At 55.2% G+C, this 19,762-nt stretch carries 20 protein-coding genes; 7 read left to right on the forward strand and 13 right to left on the reverse strand.

The features are described from left to right. Positions 1–10 precede the first annotated feature (10 nt). From AC2FH2_RS17565 to AC2FH2_RS17615, 11 genes are all read right to left on the reverse strand, one after another. Positions 11–712, reverse strand: coding sequence for an SDR family NAD(P)-dependent oxidoreductase (locus AC2FH2_RS17565; protein ID WP_496824616.1), 702 nt, complete (start codon positions 710–712; stop codon positions 11–13). Beyond that, positions 709–1,335, reverse strand: a complete 627-nt coding sequence (locus AC2FH2_RS17570) for a 2-dehydro-3-deoxy-6-phosphogalactonate aldolase (protein WP_496824618.1) — start codon at positions 1,333–1,335, stop codon at positions 709–711. Before AC2FH2_RS17570 ends, AC2FH2_RS17565 begins: the two co-directional genes overlap by 4 nt. After that, positions 1,332–2,252, reverse strand: coding sequence for a 2-dehydro-3-deoxygalactonokinase (locus tag AC2FH2_RS17575; protein ID WP_496824620.1), 921 nt, complete (start codon positions 2,250–2,252; stop codon positions 1,332–1,334). Before AC2FH2_RS17575 ends, AC2FH2_RS17570 begins: the two co-directional genes overlap by 4 nt. Beyond that, positions 2,233–2,922: an RraA family protein gene (locus AC2FH2_RS17580; protein ID WP_058275456.1), complete on the reverse strand. Its 690-nt coding sequence runs from the start codon at positions 2,920–2,922 to the stop codon at positions 2,233–2,235. The genes AC2FH2_RS17575 and AC2FH2_RS17580 overlap by 20 nt, the downstream gene beginning before the upstream one ends. 12 nt (positions 2,923–2,934) lie before the next feature. Further along, positions 2,935–3,966 carry a C-terminal binding protein gene (locus AC2FH2_RS17585; protein ID WP_480678065.1) on the reverse strand — a complete coding sequence of 344 codons (1,032 nt, stop codon included), beginning with the start codon at positions 3,964–3,966 and terminating at the stop codon, positions 2,935–2,937. Further along, complete coding sequence (locus tag AC2FH2_RS17590; RefSeq protein WP_058275454.1) at positions 3,959–4,453, reverse strand: lactoylglutathione lyase family protein; 495 nt, start codon at positions 4,451–4,453, stop codon at positions 3,959–3,961. The genes AC2FH2_RS17585 and AC2FH2_RS17590 overlap by 8 nt, the downstream gene beginning before the upstream one ends. Before the next feature lie 22 nt (positions 4,454–4,475). After that, complete coding sequence (locus AC2FH2_RS17595; RefSeq protein WP_496824623.1) at positions 4,476–5,264, reverse strand: SDR family NAD(P)-dependent oxidoreductase; 789 nt, start codon at positions 5,262–5,264, stop codon at positions 4,476–4,478. 1 nt (position 5,265) lies between these two features. After that, positions 5,266–6,267 (reverse strand): ABC transporter permease, encoded by a 1,002-nt coding sequence (locus AC2FH2_RS17600; RefSeq protein ID WP_496824625.1) that lies wholly within the window; start codon positions 6,265–6,267, stop codon positions 5,266–5,268. Then, the gene (locus AC2FH2_RS17605) at positions 6,264–7,787 is read right to left on the reverse strand and encodes a sugar ABC transporter ATP-binding protein (RefSeq protein WP_496824627.1); all 1,524 of its coding nucleotides are present in this window, start codon (positions 7,785–7,787) and stop codon (positions 6,264–6,266) included. The genes AC2FH2_RS17600 and AC2FH2_RS17605 overlap by 4 nt, the downstream gene beginning before the upstream one ends. Positions 7,788–7,873: 86 nt before the next feature. Next, a complete protein-coding gene (locus tag AC2FH2_RS17610; RefSeq protein ID WP_496824629.1) occupies positions 7,874–8,908 on the reverse strand; it encodes a sugar ABC transporter substrate-binding protein in 1,035 nt (344 codons plus the stop codon). 25 nt (positions 8,909–8,933) lie between these two features. Continuing rightward, the gene (locus AC2FH2_RS17615) at positions 8,934–9,803 is read right to left on the reverse strand and encodes an SMP-30/gluconolactonase/LRE family protein (protein WP_496824631.1); all 870 of its coding nucleotides are present in this window, start codon (positions 9,801–9,803) and stop codon (positions 8,934–8,936) included. A gap of 79 nt (positions 9,804–9,882) precedes the next feature. On the opposite strand from AC2FH2_RS17615, the gene AC2FH2_RS17620 reads away from it, so the two are divergent. The 7 genes from AC2FH2_RS17620 to AC2FH2_RS17650 all read left to right on the forward strand — a co-directional run bounded on the left by AC2FH2_RS17620 (position 9,883) and on the right by AC2FH2_RS17650 (position 17,370). Next, positions 9,883–10,584, forward strand: coding sequence for a GntR family transcriptional regulator (locus AC2FH2_RS17620; protein WP_496824633.1), 702 nt, complete (start codon positions 9,883–9,885; stop codon positions 10,582–10,584). A gap of 127 nt (positions 10,585–10,711) precedes the next feature. After that, the gene (locus AC2FH2_RS17625) at positions 10,712–12,274 is read left to right on the forward strand and encodes a sugar ABC transporter ATP-binding protein (RefSeq protein ID WP_496824635.1); all 1,563 of its coding nucleotides are present in this window, start codon (positions 10,712–10,714) and stop codon (positions 12,272–12,274) included. Between the two features lie 2 nt (positions 12,275–12,276). Then, positions 12,277–13,263 (forward strand): ABC transporter permease, encoded by a 987-nt coding sequence (locus AC2FH2_RS17630; protein WP_496824659.1) that lies wholly within the window; start codon positions 12,277–12,279, stop codon positions 13,261–13,263. Between the two features lie 51 nt (positions 13,264–13,314). Next, the gene (locus AC2FH2_RS17635; protein WP_480514254.1) at positions 13,315–14,310 is read left to right on the forward strand and encodes a substrate-binding domain-containing protein; all 996 of its coding nucleotides are present in this window, start codon (positions 13,315–13,317) and stop codon (positions 14,308–14,310) included. A 93-nt stretch (positions 14,311–14,403) separates the two neighbouring features. Continuing rightward, the gene (locus AC2FH2_RS17640) at positions 14,404–15,252 is read left to right on the forward strand and encodes a hypothetical protein (RefSeq protein ID WP_496824637.1); all 849 of its coding nucleotides are present in this window, start codon (positions 14,404–14,406) and stop codon (positions 15,250–15,252) included. Beyond that, positions 15,240–16,049: an NAD-dependent epimerase/dehydratase family protein gene (locus AC2FH2_RS17645; protein ID WP_496824639.1), complete on the forward strand. Its 810-nt coding sequence runs from the start codon at positions 15,240–15,242 to the stop codon at positions 16,047–16,049. The genes AC2FH2_RS17640 and AC2FH2_RS17645 overlap by 13 nt, the downstream gene beginning before the upstream one ends. 385 nt (positions 16,050–16,434) lie before the next feature. Then, positions 16,435–17,370, forward strand: a complete 936-nt coding sequence (locus AC2FH2_RS17650) for an IS110 family RNA-guided transposase (protein ID WP_480432957.1) — start codon at positions 16,435–16,437, stop codon at positions 17,368–17,370. 586 nt (positions 17,371–17,956) lie between these two features. On the opposite strand, the gene AC2FH2_RS17655 is transcribed toward AC2FH2_RS17650, so the two are convergent. Together AC2FH2_RS17655 and AC2FH2_RS17660 are read right to left on the reverse strand one after the other, a co-directional pair. Continuing rightward, a complete protein-coding gene (locus AC2FH2_RS17655) occupies positions 17,957–19,372 on the reverse strand; it encodes an FAD-binding oxidoreductase (RefSeq protein ID WP_496824642.1) in 1,416 nt (471 codons plus the stop codon). Between the two features lie 119 nt (positions 19,373–19,491). Continuing rightward, a complete protein-coding gene (locus tag AC2FH2_RS17660) occupies positions 19,492–19,749 on the reverse strand; it encodes a DUF4242 domain-containing protein (RefSeq protein ID WP_142640326.1) in 258 nt (85 codons plus the stop codon). Between the last annotated feature and the right edge of the window lie 13 nt (positions 19,750–19,762).

Consider the following 19,762-nt stretch of genomic DNA (forward strand, 5'->3'; position numbering starts at 1 on the left):
TGGCCTCTCCTCACATTGCCAGATAGCCACCGTCGACCGGATAAACCGACCCGGTGACAAAGCTGGCATCTTCACTCAGAAGCCAGCGTACAAGCGCACCAACCTCTTCAGGTTTACCCCATCGTTTCATAGGCGTACGCGCCAAGATACCTTCGGTTCGATCCGGGTCGTCCCGAAGACCTTGGGTCATTTCCGTCTCGATCCAGCCCGGTGCAATGGCATTTACTCTGACGCCGTCTTCGGCCCAGCGACCCGCCAGTGCCTTGGTAAGTTGTGCGACTCCACCTTTTGAGGCGGAATAGGCCGGGACCAGTGGGCCGCCAAAAGTGCTGAGCATGGACGCGGTGTTAACGATTGCCCCACCCTGCTTGACCAAAAGCGGCTGCGCGGCGAGGCAGCAGCGCATCGTCCCGGTCAGGTTTACATCAAGAACCCTGGCAAAGACGTCGATATCATATTCTTCACCTCTGAGCAGAATCCCTGCGCAGTTCACTAAAGCGTCGAGGCGCCTGAGGTTGCCGAACACAGCATCGACCGAAGCCTGATCTGTCACATCGAGAAGCTGTGTTGTTATCCCGGCCTGAGGAGCAAAGGCATCCAGCTCGGAGTCCGACACGGATGCGGCGATAACGGACCAACCAGCATCGGCAAGCGACCGCGCCACACCCGCGCCGATACCTCGGGTGCCTCCGGTGACAATGGCTTGTTTCATCTTTGATCTTTCAGTGCTTGGGTGAAAGCACGCGCACGTGCGCCAATATCATCCAATGCACGGCCCGGCTTGAACAGGGCCGATCCCAATCCGAACCCGTTTGTCCCGGCTGCCTGGTACGCGGCCATTGTTTCAGGTGTGATCCCCCCCACCGCAGCAATGACAGCCTCTTGAGGCAAAATCGCACGCATGGCGGCGATAGCGGTCGGCGGCACCATCTCAGCTGGAAAGAACTTTAGAACAGAGGCACCAAGATCCAAGGCGGCAAAGGCCTCGGACGGGGTCACGACGCCCGGGCACCAATATAGATCCCGCGCAACCGCGGCACGCCCCACATCCGGGTTCATGTTCGGTGAGACTATGATCCGCCCGCCTGCATCAGCAACCTCATCGACTTGCTCAGCGGTCAGGACTGTGCCTGCCCCTACGACGGCTTGCGCGCCATAATGCTTGGCAATTCGAGCGATCGACTCCAGCGGATCTGGAGAGTTCAGCGGAACTTCGACGATACGAATGGCGGCCTCAATCAGCTCAGCCGCAACTGGTAACGCGTTTTCTGGTTCCAGCCCGCGCAAGATTGCAATCAGTGGGTTTTCGGCCAGCGCCGCGGTGAGGTCGATCATCCCAAAAGCCCCGCTGCGCGGGCAATCAGAAAATGCCCTTTGGCGACGATATCATCCGGCGCTCGGCGGGTTTCCAGCCCCGCGGCCCGTAGGGCAATATCATAGCGGTCTGACAGGTCGCTGCGTCCCACAAGGGTGACGGTGCCGATTTTTTCGACAGCGCGGGTCGCAGCCGCAACCTCCGCACCTATCAGAAGGCCGGACAAGTAATCAGCCGTAGCGACCTTTGGGATTTTGCCCATGAGTGGAAGGGTCCGAACGTGAAACAAATTGTGCAATAGATTAGAACCCCCTTCGAGGCCCGCAGCTACGCCGGTTTCAAAGGCAGCTACGTCGAAGTCGTGATCCTCCATCAACGTGCCAAGGATCGTGTGCCCCTTGAGAGCAGCGAAGATTTCGCCCGTCATATAGGTTGAGAAATCCACGATCTGCCCATCCGCAACCTGGACCCATTTGCTGTGCGTGCCCGGCATTACGAAAGTACCGTCGTTCAGGCCAAGCGCGGACGCGCCAATAATCTGCGTCTCCTCGCCGCGCATCACGTCCGGGCCGCCCGCGTGCTCGATGGATGCCCCCGTCACAAAGTGAATCCGGGCTCCGCTATCGGCATCATGTGGCACCAAAGCCCGCGCAAGACCACAAGCGCCAAGCGGCATTTCGGCATAGGGCGTTTCAACCCATCCGTTCCGGCTGGTTATCATGCCAGATGCAAGGATCGGCAGATCAATCTGAGCAACCCAAGGACCAATGAGACGATCAAGGACCGCCTCGAAGGTCTTTCCAGAAACCTGCATGATGCCTTCGGGTGAAGAGACACCGTCAATGACCTCACCCTCCGCACCAATAAGAAAAGCACGGAGAGAAGACGTTCCCCAATCGACACCGATAAGGGCTGGTTCAGATACGACCGAATTCATTTAAAAGATCCTCGACGGTTTTTCCCTTGGCGACCCACTTGCGGGTTTCTTCTTCGCGGTCAGCCTGTTCTTGGGCAAGGCGCACGGTTTCTTCGGCCAGTTCCTGTGGAACCACGACCACACCCATCAAATCGGCCACGATGAAGTCCCCCGGGTTTACGACCACGCCACCACAGGCAATCGGCACGTTGATCGAAAGCTCATCCTTGCGCCCAGAAAACATCGTGTGCGTTCCGCGCGGGGTGATCGCCCGTGTCCAGATGGGCCAGTTGATGTCTTCCAATTCGTCCGTATCGCGTCCCGTACCATCTACGATCATGCCGCGAATGCCCCGGTTCTGCGCCAGCCCGCCCATGAGTCCGCCGCAGACCGACGTATTGACGTCGCCACCCGCATCCACAACGATCACGTCGCCGGGTTGGCCCATCTCCAAGGCTTTCAGAGGGTCAACGAGGTCGCCTTTGGAAAGCTGCACAGTGACGGCCTGGCCCGTAACCTTGGCGCGAAATGCGGGTTTGATAGCGCTGTCCATCACACCGGTGCGGTACTGAACATCGGCAAAGATGGCTGCTGCTGAATAGGCCTCAAGCACCTTGTCGAATTTCTTGAGCAGATCAGGGTTTCGTTCAAAGTCATTGAAGACCCTGAGGTCACTACTAACGTCTGGCATTCTTGTCTCCTGTTATGCGGGTGTTGCGGCCAATGCCTCGGCATTGACGGTGTAGTCTGGCTTTTGCCCTGTGAGCACCTTGGCCACCTGCGTTGCTGCGGTGACCCGGGCGGCACGTATGGATTCTTCGGAGTAGTAGGCGGCGTGTGGTGTCACGAGCACGTTGGGCAGCGTGAAGAGCGGGTTGTCATCCGGGCTCCAATTGGCACGCTTGGCCGGTTCTTCTTCGGGGTCATCGAGGCCGGCGGCGGCCAGGTGGCCATTGGTCAGAGCGCGGTAGAGGGCCATGTTGTCCACAGTTGGGCCGCGACCCGTGTTCACCAGGATTGCGCCCGGCTTCATCGAAGCGAACTCCGCATCCGACAAAAAATGATGAGTTTCAGGCGTCATAGGCGCCTGCATCAGGACATAGTCGGAGCGTGCCAGAAGATCGGCCTTGGACACCAACTCCACTCCCAGCGACGTGGCGACATTTGCCGGCAGGAAGGGATCATAGGCAATGACATTGACGCCGAAGGCCCGCGCCCGTGCCACGATGGCCTGTCCGATCTTGCCCAGCGACACGACACCCATTGTGCGTCCGCGCAAGCGAAATACCGGTTGCCCACTTTGCCATTGCCAGATCCCCGCATGAGTTGCGCGGTCATAGTCTGGCAGTTTGCGGGCAAGTGTCAGCCATAGGGAGATCGCATGATCTGCGACCTCTTCGGTGCAGTAGTTTTGCACATTGGTCACCAGAATGCCTCGTTCGGTGGCCGTGCCGACATCGACAATATCGACACCAACACCATAGCGCGCGATCACCTCACAGCGTTCCATCAGCGTGATAGTTTGCTGGCCGATTTTGGCATATTGGTTCATCATCGCAGCGCAGTGCGGCGCGACCTCAAAAAGGTCTTCTTCGGATTTAGCCTGAAGCGCGATGACTTCGGCACCGGCCGCTTCGAGAATCTCGGTTTCCACATCGACATTGCCAAAGTCGTAATCGGTGATCACGACTATCGGCCGATCCGTCCGTGGAACGAATGTCGGCTGATCAGACATAGGCGCCCGCCGAATATGTCAACTCGTACGAGTGGCTGTAGAGTTCGAAAATGTTGCCAAACGGGTCTTCCATGTAGACCATGCGATACGGCTTTTCGCCCGGGTAATACTTGCGCACCTGTTCCATGCGCTGGCGACCGCCCAGTTCTTCGATGATTTTGATCCGCCCTTCCAGATCTGCGTCCTGTACGCAGAAGTGAAACAGACCCCGTCGCCAGTATTCAAACGGGCGTTCTTCTTCGATGGTTTTGGGAAACTCGAACAACTCGATGCCAACGCCGTCGCCCATCGACAGATGCGCGATGCGAAATTTGCCCCAGCCTTCGCCAAAGACATCGTCGCACATCTGACCGATAGCGCTTTCGTCGTGGAGAATTTCGGTGGGCTCCATCAGCACGTACAGATCGAACGCCTTGGAATAAAATTCCACGGCCTTTTCCAAATCCGGAACCGTGATGCCAATGTGAGAGAATGTAAGTGCGACCATGGGTGGCTCCTGTTTTTGAATGTCAGAGAATGTTGCGAACAATGCCGCCTTCGATCCGGTGTGCAGAACCATTGGAGGCGGTGCTGGCCGAGATCGTGACGATCATGCGAGCGACTTCGTCCGGTTGGACGAAACGTTGGATCAACGAGGTCGGCTCGTCCGATTTGAAATAGTTGTCCACGATTGTGTCGAGCGGTTCGCCTTTTTGAACCGCAAGACCATCGAAGTAGGCCTCTACTCCTTCGGTCCATGTCGGACCGGGCAGGACGGAGTTAACCCGTACCTGCGTACCCTTGGTGAGTTCTGCCATGCCACGGGTGAGACCTAACATGGCAGTTTTCGTGACTGAGTAGTGCACCATCTGAGGCAGAGGCTTTACCGCCGCTTCGCTTGCCATGTTGATGATCGACCCAATGCCACGTTTCAGCATAGCAGGCAGGAAAACCCGGCTCATCCGAACTGCAGACAGGACGTTGATGTTAAAATAGTGCATCCAGTCATCATCAGTCAGGTCTTCGAATGGTTTGACCGAAAAGATGCCGACATTGTTAACGAGGACATCAACATCACCCTGCATCTTCGCGAACTCTGCCAGCGCGGTTGAGTCAGTCGTGTTCGTCAAATCCGCCGCCATCCCTGTGACGTCGCCCAAGTTGGCAAGGTCGTCCAAGCAGACACTCACTTCGGTCTCCGTCAGACCGTGGACAATGACACGTGCGCCTTCCTGCAAATAGACTTTGGCAGTCGCCTTCCCGATACCAGAGCCAGAGCCGGTGACGAGAACAAGCTTGTCTTTCAGCCCAAGGTCCATGTCATGCTCCCTTTTTCACACTGGATGTCTGAGCGGGCGACGCGCGCCCGAAAATGCGCGCCATCAGGGCAGAAATCTCTGACCGCCACATGTCGATGCCAACGGCCAGAAGGATGATCAGTCCCAGCACGATATTCTGAACAGATGACGGTGCTGCATTCAGGTTAAGGCCGTTCTGGACAATCACGATGGTCATGGCTCCCATGAGCGTGGCGAGGATGTTGCCGCGCCCTCCAGCGAGACTGGCACCTCCGACCACAGCTGCGGCTATCGCCTGCAATTCAAGCGTTTGCCCATAATTAGGGGAGCCGGAGTTCAAGCGTGCTGACATCAGGATCGCGCCTACGGCGGTCATGAACCCCGCAATAACAAACGTTGTTGTCTGTACCTTACGCACGTTGATGCCGGTCAGAACGGCGGCGGCCGGGTTTCCGCCGACGGCATAGATTTCGCGGCCCAGCTTTGTGAAATTCATCGTAAATGCCGCAAGTGCATAGAAGAAAACGAGATAGAAGAAGGGCAGCGGAATGCCAAACAACTTACCGTAAAAGATCGGCTCAAGCGCGGGATCGAGCGAAAAGATCGGTGAGCCATTGTTGAAGGTCAGCGCGAGACCACGGAATGCGATCAGCGCCGCCAACGTTGTGATGAAAGAAGGTATGCGCCCGTAAGCAGTTATCAAGCCGATGAAGAGTCCCAGCAATCCACCCGCTAAAAGGATAAGCGGGAGTGCCAGCACAAGTGGAATGCCGAGGAACTTCAGCATTTGAGCAAGAATCATGGTCAGCAAAGCGACCATGGAACCGGAACTCAAATCGATTCCAGCCGCGAAAATCACAATCGTAGAACCGATGGCAATGAGCGCCACGATGCTGACCTGCAAGGAAAGGTTCGAAAGATTGCCCGGGTTAAGAAATCGCTCTGTTGTGAGCGCGACAATCAGGGCAACGATCACCATGGCCGCGAAGGGTCCGATCAATTGAGTGTCAAAGATCCGCTTCATGCGAAAACCTCCTCAGGCTTGAGATGTGGGATGTCGGCGGAGGCCCGAACCAAGTCATCATGGGTCAGTTCCGAAGCATCCACGGTGCGCGTGATCGTGCCGTGCTGCACGATGGCGATCCGATCGCTCATCGCCAAAAGCTCATCGTGGTCCGAACTGATCAGGATGATGGATTTACCCGCGCGGGTCAGCTTGTTTATCAACTTGTAGACCGCGATCTTGGCGCCGATATCGATCCCTTGTGTGGGTTCATCAAGGATCAGGATCTCCGAATCCGAGAACAGCCAACGCGCGATCACAATCTTCTGCTGGTTCCCTCCGGAAAGGAAGTTGACTGTCTTTTCCTCAGCCTGAGTTGAAATCTCCAGATCGCGGATCAGGTCGTGCGTAGCGTGTTCCTCAGCCTTAAGGTCCAAGACACCAAACCAGCTCAGCCCGCCAAGCGACGCTGCGGTAATGTTACCGCTGGCCCGGAAATTGAAGAACAAGCCATCATATTTGCGGTTCTCGGGAACCAAGGCCAAACCAGCGCGGATCGCGTCGATTTCCCGGCCGAACCTGACTGGATTGCCCTTTAATGTGACCTGACCGGCAACAATCTCATCTGTTCCAAACAGGGCCCTTGCGATTTCCGTGCGCCCGCTTCCCAACACGCCGCCCAGTCCCAGCACTTCACCTTTGTGGAGCGCAAAGGATGCATCCGTCACTCCGGCATTGGTTGCAAGCCCGCTCGCTTCGAGAACAACTTCGTGGGTTGCATTCTGCTCTTTTGGGTAGTGCTCACCTATGTCTTCCCCGACCATGGCGCTGACAATTTCAGAGACGTTAATTTCCGTCTCGCCACTGGCTCGCACGACGCGCCCATTACGCAGGATCGTTACTTCGTCGACGATCCGCTCCACCTCATCCAAGCGATGGGAAACATAAAGAATAGCTGTTCCGCGGCCGCGCATGTTGCGCAACAACTGGTGCAGGCGTTCGATTTCGTCCTCGCCCAGAGCAGCCGTGGGCTCGTCGAGGATGATCATACGGGCGTCTATCGCAATAGCCTTGGCAATCTCGACAAGCTGCTGCTCACCCACTGAAAGCGTGCCGGTGATGGCATTGGGTGAAACATCGACGTCCATCTCTGCCAAAACACGGGCGGCTTCGTCGTGTACCTTACCCCAGTCTATTACCCCCAATCTCGACCGGGGCATGTTGCCCAAGAATATGTTCTCGCCAACAGACAGTGTTGGAACGATCGAGAACTCCTGAAACACCGTTGCTATGCCCAAATCGCGTGCGACCTGTGGGTCACCGACTGTCACCGGTTGCCCATTGTGAAGAAACCGGCCGCTGTCAGGTTGCTGGACGCCGGATAGCGTCTTAATCATCGTGGACTTGCCGCAGCCATTCTCGCCAAGCAGGCCATGGATCGAGCCGGGCATAAGCTTGATACAGACTTTGTCATTCGCCAAAACGCCGGGATAGGCCTTGGTGATATCGACAAACTCCCAAAGGGGCATTTCTGTTGTCATCTTGGGGGCCTCAACTTGAACGGGAAACTTAGCTTAATTGCGCCCCGGCAGCACACGAAGATGCCACCGAGGAGCAGGGAGAACGCTCAGTATTCTTTGGACGGCTGCGGGAAGAGCTTTTCAGGCTCCTTTAGCACTGCGACAGCACCGTCTTTATCTTCGATGGAGGTTGGCGTTTCGATCCATCCTCCGGGATAAGTGCCGTTCAATGCATCAATCGTCGCCTGCATAGCCGCCCGCCCCATAAGGAACGGCGAGGTATTAACGGTCGCAGTAATGTTGCCCGCTGCGATTTCCTCCAGACCCGAGGTATCGCCATCGTTCCCGAGCAGAACAATGTCGGAGCGCCCGAGCGCCTTGGCTGCAAACGATGCCCCGATGATCATGTAGTCATTTGCAGCAAAGATCATGTCGAGGTCGGGATGCGATTGTAGGATATCCATACCAGCGGTATTGCCACCTTCGACATTCCACTTGCCGTCAATAGACACAACCACTTCGAAGTTTTCGTTGCCGTCGATACCGTCGAGAAAACCGCCAACACGCTCGGTCGAGTGGTACCCGGGCTGCCCTTCAATGATGCCAACCTTCAGAGGTTTGTCGCCGTAATTCTCGATGGCCCAATCGGCGATATTGTGTGTGCCGTTTCGCTGAGAGTATCCGACCACACCATGGATCGGCGTCGGAAAGTTCGGGATATCCGAGTTGATCATCAAAACGGCCATACCCTTGTCGACCGCTTGCTTGAGAAGGGGTGCGGCAGCAAATTCATCGTGGGTGCCAAAGATGATCGCATCCACATCCTGGGTCAGCACGTCCTGGATCATGCCCATTTGGCCGTTGATGTCAGCACCCGATTGTGGGGCCAACATGAAGACTTCAACGCCCGCTTCAGCCGCAACCGCTTTGATACCCTCGCCAATTGCGATGTAGTAGTTGAACTCGGTTGCGGGCGGCATGTAGGCGATGCGGAACTTTTCGTTTTTTGGAGCAATCGCATCAATTGGAGCCTGCGCACCTTCTTCGAGCGGGATAGGGGTCGGATATTCTTCCGCATGGACGACAGAGGCGAGCACGGCGATACCAGCGGCCATTGTCGTATTCATAAGTGTTTTCAGCATTTTATTCTCCTCCAGAAATTTTTCATTATCCGTTGAATGGCGTGTCGAGCACGCCGCAAACGCCGGGTTTGACTGCGAACAAGCCGCCAGATTCCGGTTCTCTTGATAGAGCGTCCTCGTCACTCATCAGGCGCGAGGTCGTAATGAAGAGCGTGTCGAGTTCCGGGCCACCAAAGGCACAGCAGGTGGGCTTCCAGACAGGAATTTCTATGACCCGGTCAATCGCGCCGTTCGGGGCTACGCGAACAACGCGGCGACCTTCCCACTCGGCGTTCCAGACACCACCTTCGGCATCGACACAGGACCCGTCGGGCAGCCCCGGTTCGTCCTTGAATGAAGCGTGAATGCGTCGGTCAGAAACCGAACCAGTGGCGGTGTCGTAATCAAAGGCTACGATTTCCCGGTCTGGTGTATCCGCAAAAAACATCGTTCCGCCATCTGGGGTAAAACAGGCAGAGTTTGCACAGGACACCTTTTCGATGATTGTCCGCACGGACAGGTCTGTGTCGATGCACAAGACTGACGAATCGTGGGCTCCGGACACCTCATTCATCCCACCGACGATCAGCCTTCCCTGCCGATCCGTCCGTCCGTCGTTCAGTCGCGTCTCTGCATTGTTGGGTTCGAAGCGGGCAACAAGCGTTTCCACGTTTGTGTCCAGATCAAGCAGAACGACCCGATCAGCAAAGGCAACGATCAAGCCCCCTTTTGCGCGAGGGGCAAAACAGCAGACACGCTCTGTCATAGGGTGCTTGGCGCTCTTCAAAGTCGACGGATCGTACGACCAAAGCGCGCGGCCTTCGATATCGGTCCACCAGACAAGCTCATCAGCAGGGTTCCAGAAGATCCCCTCCCCATGCTCATTCCTGCAATCAAGAACTAACTCTGCACGCATTTCAAACTGGCTCCCCTCCAGTCAATCTGATATCTGATATTCCAGCTTGCCTTATCTGGTGTATCAGATATCTTCCATCATGCAACACATTTTTTTGGAGACCCCGATTATGGCCCTTGAACGACCCAAATCTCTCCGAGAACTTGCCTTGGAGCATTTGAGGAACAGTATCATCGACGGCTCGCTAAAGATGGGCCAGATACTTTCCGAGCGTAAGATATCCGAGGAACTTGGTGTCTCCAAATCGCCGGTTCGCGAAGCGTTGGCCCAACTGCGTGATGAAGGGCTCGTTAGTATCGAACCGCAAAAAGGTGCACGCGTATTCTCCCTTTCCGGGTCTGAAGTAACGCAAATCTGCGACTTCAGGCAGGCCATTGAGACCGCCGCATTTGAACTGGCACTATCAAGGGACCCTGATGGGCTGGCCGACAGTATGGAAAGAGTTGTGAAAGACATGGCGCGCGCACGATCCCGCCGCGATGAAAGAGAGTACCTGGCTCTGGACACCGCTTTTCACCAATTGATCTTTGAGCACGCCGGGAACGACTATCTGACCGCAAGCTATACGCGCTACATTGGTAAGATCGCCGCATTGCGGACCCATTTATCCAAGCTACCGCAGCACACAGAGCTTTCATTCGAAGAACATCAGAAAATCGCGGTCGCGGTGCGTCAAGGTGATATGGCGAAGATTAAACTGCTTCTGGTTGAGCACATTGATCGAACTCGACAGGCCTATGAAAGTGCTTCGATCGTACTTGAGGGCGCGAAGGCCTCCTAATCAACGCTAACTCGTTTCAGAGGGCAGTCCTGCGAAGGGCTGCCCTTCTTCATGCCGTCATTAGCTTCACCACAAAGTAATTGACATCTGATATCTCAGATGCCAATTAAGTCTTGGGAGGAATACAATGACGTCAGCTTCGATTCTTGATCCGAGAAACGCGCCACCCCTGATCCGATTGGATGCGGTTAGCAAAAACTTCGGTGCAAACGTTGTTCTTAATCATTTGGAATTCGAACTGCGCCCAGGTGAAGTGCATGCGCTTTGCGGTGAAAACGGCGCCGGTAAATCCACGTGTCTGGGTCTGCTCTACGGACTTCATCAACCGTCAGAGGGAAGAATTCTGTGTGACGGCAATGAACGCCGAATTGAGAATCCGTCGCACGCTCAATCGCTTGGCATCAGTTGCGTGTTTCAAGAACTCAGCCTGGCCGGGGCTCTTTCTGTCGCTGAAAACATCTATGCCGGACGAGCTCCGACCCGTTTGGGTGTCGTCGACTGGCCGGAACTGCGCCGCCGTGCCGAAGCGCTTTTGGCAGAGTTCGGACTGGATATCGACGTTTCGATCCCCATCGACAACCTGCCAATCAGCTCCCGCCAGATTGTAGAAATTGCCAAGGCGCTATCCCTGAATTCACGCGTTCTTTTGCTGGATGAGCCGACATCAGCGTTGGCTCCTGACGAAGTGGACGCGCTGTTCGACGTACTTCGCAGGCTCACAAAAAAAGGTATCGGCATTGTCTATGTCAGTCACCACATGGACGAGATATTCCGAATATCCGATCGAATTACCGTTTTGCGGGATGGACGCCAGATCAGCACTTTGCCAGTGGCAGAAACCTCTCAGGAACAAGTGGTTGCAGAGATGATTGGGGGCGCACATCCTGGTGATGTCATCAGATCAGCCCATGTCAAAGGGAACGATGTCCTTACCGTCAAAGGCCTGACGCACTCAGGTGAATTCGAAGACATCTCATTTTCGATTAAGGCCGGCGAAATAGTCGGCATGGCCGGGCTAATGGGAGCGCGCCGAAGCGAGATTGTCCGCTCAATCGTTGGATTGATGCCGGGAGCCGAGGGGGTTGTCGAGCTGCGCGGGGCGCCCGTGAAGCTCACTTCCCTGCGCCACGCAATGCGCCTTGGCATAGGCTTTGTACCGGAAGAACGAAAGACCGAAGGTCTGTTTCTCGAACAATCGCTCAGCGACAACCTGATCGCCGCAAGTCTTTCTGAACACGCGAACCTGGGCATCATGCGCAAGGCATCAATAGAGAAAGCCAGCAACGCTGCCATTGATGCATTTAGCGTCAAAGCCAGTGGGATCACTGAAGACGTCGGCGCTCTGTCGGGGGGAAATCAGCAAAAGATCATGCTGGCCAAATGGCTCAAACGCACACCTGACCTTCTGATCGTGGAAGAACCTACGAAAGGCGTCGATGTGGGCGCGAAATTTCAGATCCATACAGAGCTGCTCCGCCAAGCGGCAGAAGGAATGGCGATTCTGGTGGTGTCGTCCGATTTTCCGGAATTGGTTTCGCTGTCCTCGCGCATTCTTGTCGTTCACGAGGGTCGTCTGATGGGCGACATCGCCGCCGAAGACACCAGTGAAAGCGTACTTCTGCAAATGGCCGCCGGGAATGCCTACCGCTCGGCTGCAAAGCCATCCCAACACAAAGGAGTTGCGTCGTGACCATGGTCGCTCAAGCCAACATTTCCGAGAAACGGTCACTTATGCGCCGCGTCCTGCAGGCATTCGTTGACATCCGCGAGCTGACGCTGATCGTTTTGATCGCCGCGATCATCATCGTGATGGCCAACGTTAATCCCTATTTCTTCAGCCTCTCGAATTTCCGAGCCGTGGCCGTGGGCATGACCCCAACAGCAATCATTGTGATCGGCATGGCCATTCTGCTGGCTTCTGGTGGTTTTGATCTGTCGGTTGGTTCGGTCATGGCACTTTCTTCCACGGTTGTTGCATTGTTGCTGCTGACCGGTATGCCGATCCCGCTTGCGGTGATCTGCGGCCTGATCCTTGGCTGCGTCGTCGGGGTTGTAAACGGTTTGCTTGTCACGGGACTCGGGATCAACCCATTGATCGCCACACTTGGGACAATGTCGATCGCACGCGGCATCGCGTTAGTTTTGACCGAGGGTTTCTCAGTCTCCAGTCTGCCCGCATCATTCGGCTGGATTGGCAAGACCGACATTGGCGGCTTTCCTGTGATCGTGTTGCTGACCCTCGTTTTGGTGATCCTTTTTGACCTGGCAGTGCGCCACACCCGGTTTTTCAGGCAGGTCTACTTCATCGGTGCAAATGAAAAAGCGGCGATGCTTTCAGGCATCCACGTAACACGCGTTCGCATCATTCTTTATGCACTCACGGGCGTTTTGGCGGCCTTGGCCGGGGTCCTGCTGGCCTCGCGTTTGATGAGCGGCACGCCGACAGCAGGTAATGGAATCGAGCTGCAGGTGCTGGCTGCGGCCGTTATCGGTGGTGCGTCGTTGCGCGGAGGCGAAGGCACAATTCTCGGCGCATTCCTCGGCGTCGTGTTCGTTGCCTTGATCAACAACACAATGACCATGCAAGCCGTTTCGATCTACTGGCAAATGATTGTCATCGGTGGCGTGCTCGTCTCAGCCGTCGCATTGGACATGCTGATCCGCAGTAAACGGGGCTGACCTCAATCAAAAGAAACCGAAGACTACTAATCATCCAAAAGGGAGATCACGATGACTGAGATGACTGTAAATCGGCGCAGGCTGCTAACTGCGGGCACTACCGCAGGATTGGCTGCCGCCTTCGGACTACCAATCCTGTCGAAGGAAGCCATGGCACAGGCGGCTGGTAAGGAATATGTATTTCTCTCCATCGTGACTCAGGTGCCGTTCTGGGTGGATTACCGCAACGCGATGGAAGACCTCGAAGAACTGATGGGTATCAAGGCCACGTTCACCGGTCCGCTGGACTTCGACACGGCCGCACAGGCACGTCAGCTCGATGAACTGATCGCCCGCCGCCCCGCTGGCATCCTGATCTTCCCCGGCGATCCCGCGACCTTAGCGCCCGGCGTGGAGCGTGCGGTCGAAGCTGGCATCCCAGTTACTTGCTGCATTGGCGACATCCCCGACAGCCCCCGATCCACTTTCCTGGGCATCAACGGCGTTCAGGCTGGCCGCGTCGGCGGCGAGATGCTGGCCGAAGCTATTGGTGGAAAGGGAAAAGTCATCCTTGGTACATTCCCAGCGCCGTCGACACTGGAGCGTGTTGAAGGGTACAAACAGATCTTTGCAGAGAAATATCCTGACATTGAGGTGGTTGACGTTGTCAACGATAAAGCCGATCCGTCATACGCTCCGACGGCCTACCTTCAGGCTATCCAGGCCAACCCTGACATTGTTGGCATTGGCGGTACGGACGGCGACAGCGGGAAAGGCGCAGCCATCGCAGTTACCGAAGCTGGTCGAAAGGACATCAAGATCGTTGCGATGGACCGCAACGATGACATGCTGCCCTATATCGAAGACGGCACGATCCACGGTGCGGTAGCTCAGAAATCCTACCTCGAGATCTTCCTCGCCTTCCACATGATGCACTGGCAGAACACGGACGCACTGAAAGTCTTGCCGGATTGGAAGGCCGCCGGGATCAATCCACTGCCAGAACGCGTCGAAACTGGGGTGATGCCGATAACGGCGCAAAACGTCGCCCAATTCAAACACGTCTAATCGTTTTCCCGGCGCAGAAGTTTTGTGCCGGGTCACCGCCGGGAACCCCTCATGTCTGATCGATGGTCCGTTCTGCAGTTAACAAGAGGCGGATTGGAGCTTGTTATCCTGCCCGGAATTGGTGGCCGTTTGTGGGGCGTTACTTTCCAAGAGCAATCGCTGCTTTTTCAGAATCCGGACTTGGTACACTTGCCGGTTGATGAAATTGATCTGGCCGACTTGCCAACACGCTCCCCGCAGTTTGGTTTCCCCCTCTGGGGCGGAGAAAAAACCTGGATAGCTCCGGACACGGCCTGGAAGGATAGCGCCCCGTTTACGGCACTCGACAGTGACCCTTTTCTGGTCACCTCACGAGATGAGGATCATGTCGAATTGACAAGCCAGATCTGTCCTGTCTCGCACCTGTCCGTGGCGCGGCGCATCACCCTGAAGTCAGCCGCTGCGTGGAGCATTGAGCATAGTGTGACCAATCACGGTCACGTTTCCAGGGCAACAGGCATTTGGTCAGTCATGATGATCAATACGCCCGCCACGATCGGGATTACGATGGGCGATCCCGAAATCTATCCCGTTTTTGGGCACTCCGGATCAATGGTTGAACTGACGGCAAACTGCGTCATTGCAGATTGCGCCAAACAACAAGAATTCAAGGTTGGACTTCCTAACCCAGATGGGGAAACGCTTATCAAGATCGGCAAAACTGGCCCCTGGATACTCTGTTCAACACACCCGCCAGCACCGAGCGACAGCTTTATGCATCAGTATCCCGTCGAGGTATTCAATTCGGGTGACTATTCCTACTGTGAGGCCGAATGGCACTCGCCAAAATCTGATTTGGCGCGGAATGAGACGCTCAGGTTTCGTCAGGACTTTGAAATTTGGCCAGACAGCAATCCACCAATTCTTGGCTCGAATAGGGAGTTACTATCATGCATGTCCTGATTACAGGTGCAGGTGGGCATTTGGGTCGAAAACTCTTCGACGTGTTGGAGGCGGATCCTGACTACAAAGTGTCAGGGATCGACATTCGCCCGGTTGATCACCCGGATATTCATATCGCGGATCTGTCTGGTGAACCTATCTGGATCAAACTTCTGGAAGGCGTGGATGTGATCGTCCATCTGGCCGGAGACCGTGAGCCTGCTGCAAGCTGGTCATCGGCGATCAAGCACAACATGGATGCAACTCTTACGCTCTACCATCATGCAGTAGCGATGGGTGTCAAACGTGTGGTTCTCGCCAGTTCGAACTGGGTCCACGGGGACAAGCGTTTCACCACTGATGCGTTGAACAGCGTCACGCCTCCAGGGCCCGTGAATGCCTACGGCATGTCAAAGCTGTTTTGCGAACGGACCGGCGCTTACTTTGCGCAACATCATGGGCTTTCGATCATCTGCCTACGCATCGGCTGGACCCAATGGACCCATGACAACAAGCCTGGACCGCATATGGCGATGGGTCGTTGGGGACAGGAGATGTGGCTGAGCGATCGGGATTTCCTAAACGGCATGCGCGCAGCGATAGACGCAAAGGACGTCGCGTTTGCCGCCCTAAATCTTATGTCAGACAACCCTGGCATGCGTTGGGATATCGCCGAAACAAAACGGAAAATCGGGTACGATCCGCAAGACGGAAGCCCCGCGAAAATGACATCCGCCATCGCAATGAGAACCTCAATCAAAAGGCTTTTCTCATTTAGCATCGTAGAGTTTTTTGAGAAGCGGTTTTCGCACTGGTGAAAGTCCTGGTTGCTCCAGTTGACGGGTCCACTATGTTGATGAAATCCGAGGGCGCTCGCAGACCGAAAATGCGCGCAGCCTACCAAGGTTCCGATGTCGGAAGCTCTACCCTGTCTGGCAGCGCAAACGTTCCGTTTCACCTGAGGCATTACTGCGTTGCGGACAGAGAGACATTTCTTGTCTTAGGCTGATGCGTGGCTCCCATGCGATAACGGAGCTGCTGACCGGCACCTCAAATATGCCGGTCAGCGGCGGGGGACGGATCGCGACATTTCAGGTCGTGCAAGGACCGGCAAGTAGTTTGATCGCCCCCGTCTTTTCTATCGACCTGAACGGATACAGGGGCGCAAAGCCCGCATGACAAGACGAGGTGAGGAAAAGACAGATGCAAGATACCATTGGGATCGACGTATCGAAAGACTGGCTCGACGCTTACAGCATGGCGCGATCTGAACATAGGCGGTTCGCTTATGATGGCAGGGGCTTACGTTCGTTGCATCGATGGATTGAAATCGGCAACGCCGGTTTGATCGTGTTCGAGGCATCAGGTGTGTACCACAGGCAGCTGGAAAACAGCTTGTCTGAAGAAGCTGTACCATATTCCAGGGTGAATCCACGACAAGCCCGCCGATTTGCCGAAGCGACAGGGAAGATTGCGAAGACCGATAGGGTCGATGCCGCGATATTGGCCAAGATGGGCACCGTTCTGGAGCTCGAGCCACAAGCACCCAAAGCCGAATATCTCAACACTCTCAAAGAGTTGATGGTAGCTCGGCGTGGTCTGATCAAAGATCGCGTCGCGGTGCGTACACGGATGCAGACAACCACCCAGAAATTGCTGAAACGCCACCTGAAAGAGCGACTGGCTCAAGTTGAGAAGCATCTCGAACAGATCGACCAGGCCATCCTGGATCTCGTTGCACAGGACGCTGACCTGACCATGCGGTTCAACATCCTGACAAGCATTCCCGGCGTCTCGAAGGTCACAGCTTTTTCGATGCTCGTCGAAATGCCCGAACTGGGAGAGATGACCGGGAAACAGGCCGCATGCCTCGCTGGTTTGGCTCCGATCTCACGTCAATCGGGCAAATGGCAGGGCAAGGAACGGATCCAGGGCGGGCGCGCATTCTTTCGCCGCGCCATGTACATGCCCGCGCTCTGTGTGATCCGCCACGATCTGAGTGCAAAGCGAAAATACGATCAATTGGTGAAAGCCGGAAAACCGCCAAAGGTCGCGTTGACTGCAATCATGAGGAAGCTCGTCGTCGTTGCAAACGCACTTCTCAGAGACCGGCGCAAATGGTCCGAAAACTGCTCTTGATCAACACGGATACTACTTGGTTGCAACACATAGCAGGTCATCCAAATGGATTTCGTGCCAATATTCTTGGTAAGGAACGCTCTGGAAATAGCATTCGGAAGGAAAATCAACGATTGCTTGCGAGGTATTGGCGGCATCGCAGCGATCTGGTTGCCGCTGTCGCGAAGAGTTTCTGCGCGAGCAAAAGCTGCGCCTGCAAAAGTCGGCAGTATCCCGAAACTGTTAAGTCGAGTACCTCCAAATTTTGCACTCGCGGCGAAAGTCCGGTTTGACAGGCCGCACCGCGACATTTGCGCTGTACGCTGGACGGCAGCTTAGGGCCGCTCACACCTGAGCGAGGTCAGGCAGTCGAAAAGATGCCACGATAGCTCCGGCGTTAGCATCGAGCCCAAAGCGGCTAATTGGTCAACAAATCCCTGCCGTCGCAGCGGAACACGGAATTCGCCTGACAGTGGAAAAGACAGTGTCGACATTTTTGACGCGAAAAATATTTGGTGGTCTTAACGCGTAACAGAATACTCGTTGTCAAATATCAAGCATAAGCTCTAAGCGTCCGAATAGATCGGCCTTTCCAAATCGGATGGCCCTACTCAGGCACTATGTTGTGATTAATCCTGAACAGGTTCTTTGGATCATAGCTGCCCTTTATTTTCGAAAGCTTCCCGCTGTTTAGGCCGTATGCACCAGCCATATGATCCGCTTCGTCTTCGGGCATAAAGTTTACATACGCGCTACCGGTCGCATGAGGCCGCATCTGATTATAAAGTCCCCGCGCCCACGCAATGCACTCATCATCCTTGCTCGGGTCTTCCCAACGTGTGTGAACATTCATTATGAAGTGTGCTGATCGTTGCGGATAAGCTGTTGAGTGGGGTTCAATGCGTGCCATTGCGCCACCTACATGCGCAATAAATACTTCGCAAGCAGGGTCGGGAAGGCTGGAAACCGCCTCGAGAAGACCTGTGATTGCTTCCGAGGAAAGCGCTTCGAAATCATGGCTTTTCCAATAATTCCGAGCGCCCGGTGTAAGCAAAGGGTCGAATGCTGCTTGCCAGTCTACAAACTTGTGAGGTGAGATGACATCGGCAATCGGTTCTCCTAGCGCGCGCAAACCCGACAAGGCTTTTTCACCATCGCCTATAGGACCACTGTAGCAAGCTGCAAAAATCAGCACCTCTCTCCCATGCCACTCTTCTGGTAGGAACGGGAGAGGAGGAGCTTTTCGCATCACGCTCCAGACGGTCAGTTCATCGGGTGAGTCATCTGCAATGGCTGCGAATTCTGCAAGCAGCTTTGGCGCCTTTTCGATCGGGTGAACGATCAGACCCGACAAAACATCGGGCCCAAGATCATGCAACTGGAACTCGAATGAGGTCACGACGCCGAAATTGCCGCCTCCACCGCGGATGGCCCAGAAAAGCTCCGGATGGCTTGTGGGCGAGGCGCAGACAATCGTCCCATCTGCCGTCACAACTTCTGCCGACAGAAGATTGTCGATCGTCATTCCGAATTTCCGCGTCGTCCACCCAAAGCCGCCGCCAAGGGTCAGACCAGCGATACCAGTTGTCGAATTGATGCCGACAGGGACAGCAAGCCCATGAGCCTGGGTTTCGCGATCTACATCGCCAAGCAATGCACCCGGTGCAACCCGAGCAGTCTTGTTGACAGGGTCTACGTGTACCGATTGCATCTGGGAAAGATCGAGTAATACGGTCTCGTCTGCAACAGCGTGCCCTGCAATTTGATGCCCACCTGATCGGACCGACATTATGAGGCTGGCGTCCCTAACAAAGTTTACAGCTTTCTGTACGTCGCTCGCCCCCATCGCGCGGATCACGAACCCAGGGTGACGTTCGAACATGCTGTTCCATGTTGTTCTTGCGCCTTCATATTCCGGAGTGCCCTGTAAGTAGACGCCGCCGCGAAGCGAGGAATTAAGCGCATCCAAAGCGCCTTGATCCACAGTTGCCGTGTTTCCGTCGAGTGTTTTTATGTCGTACATGCATAGGCCTCCCTGTTTTCAGATCAGGCTTCTTGCGCGGCTGCCTCATATAGTTGTGACTTCCGATGCGTTGTCCCGCAGTTAAATCGCCTCGGATTAGGTTTTAGAACTGCGAATACTCAGGTGAATATTCCGGGATCTATCTGATCCACGGGTGTTATGACATCGGCTGGGATGTTAAGGCGCTCGGCCGCCTTTCTGAGGCTTTCCTCGTCAGGGGCCTCATACAGGCAGTATGTTTTGCGCTTGTCTGCGCTGAGGAACGAGAAAATCCACTCGACCCCGACTTCGTCATTGATCTCTTTGATGTGAATTTTGTCGTCGTCGCTAACGTTCAGCTGCTCGGCAAAATTTCTCTCAATTATGTACCTTGGCATAATGCTCCCCCAA

The sequence above is a fragment of the Ruegeria sp. YTSA105 genome, assembly GCF_059610225.1.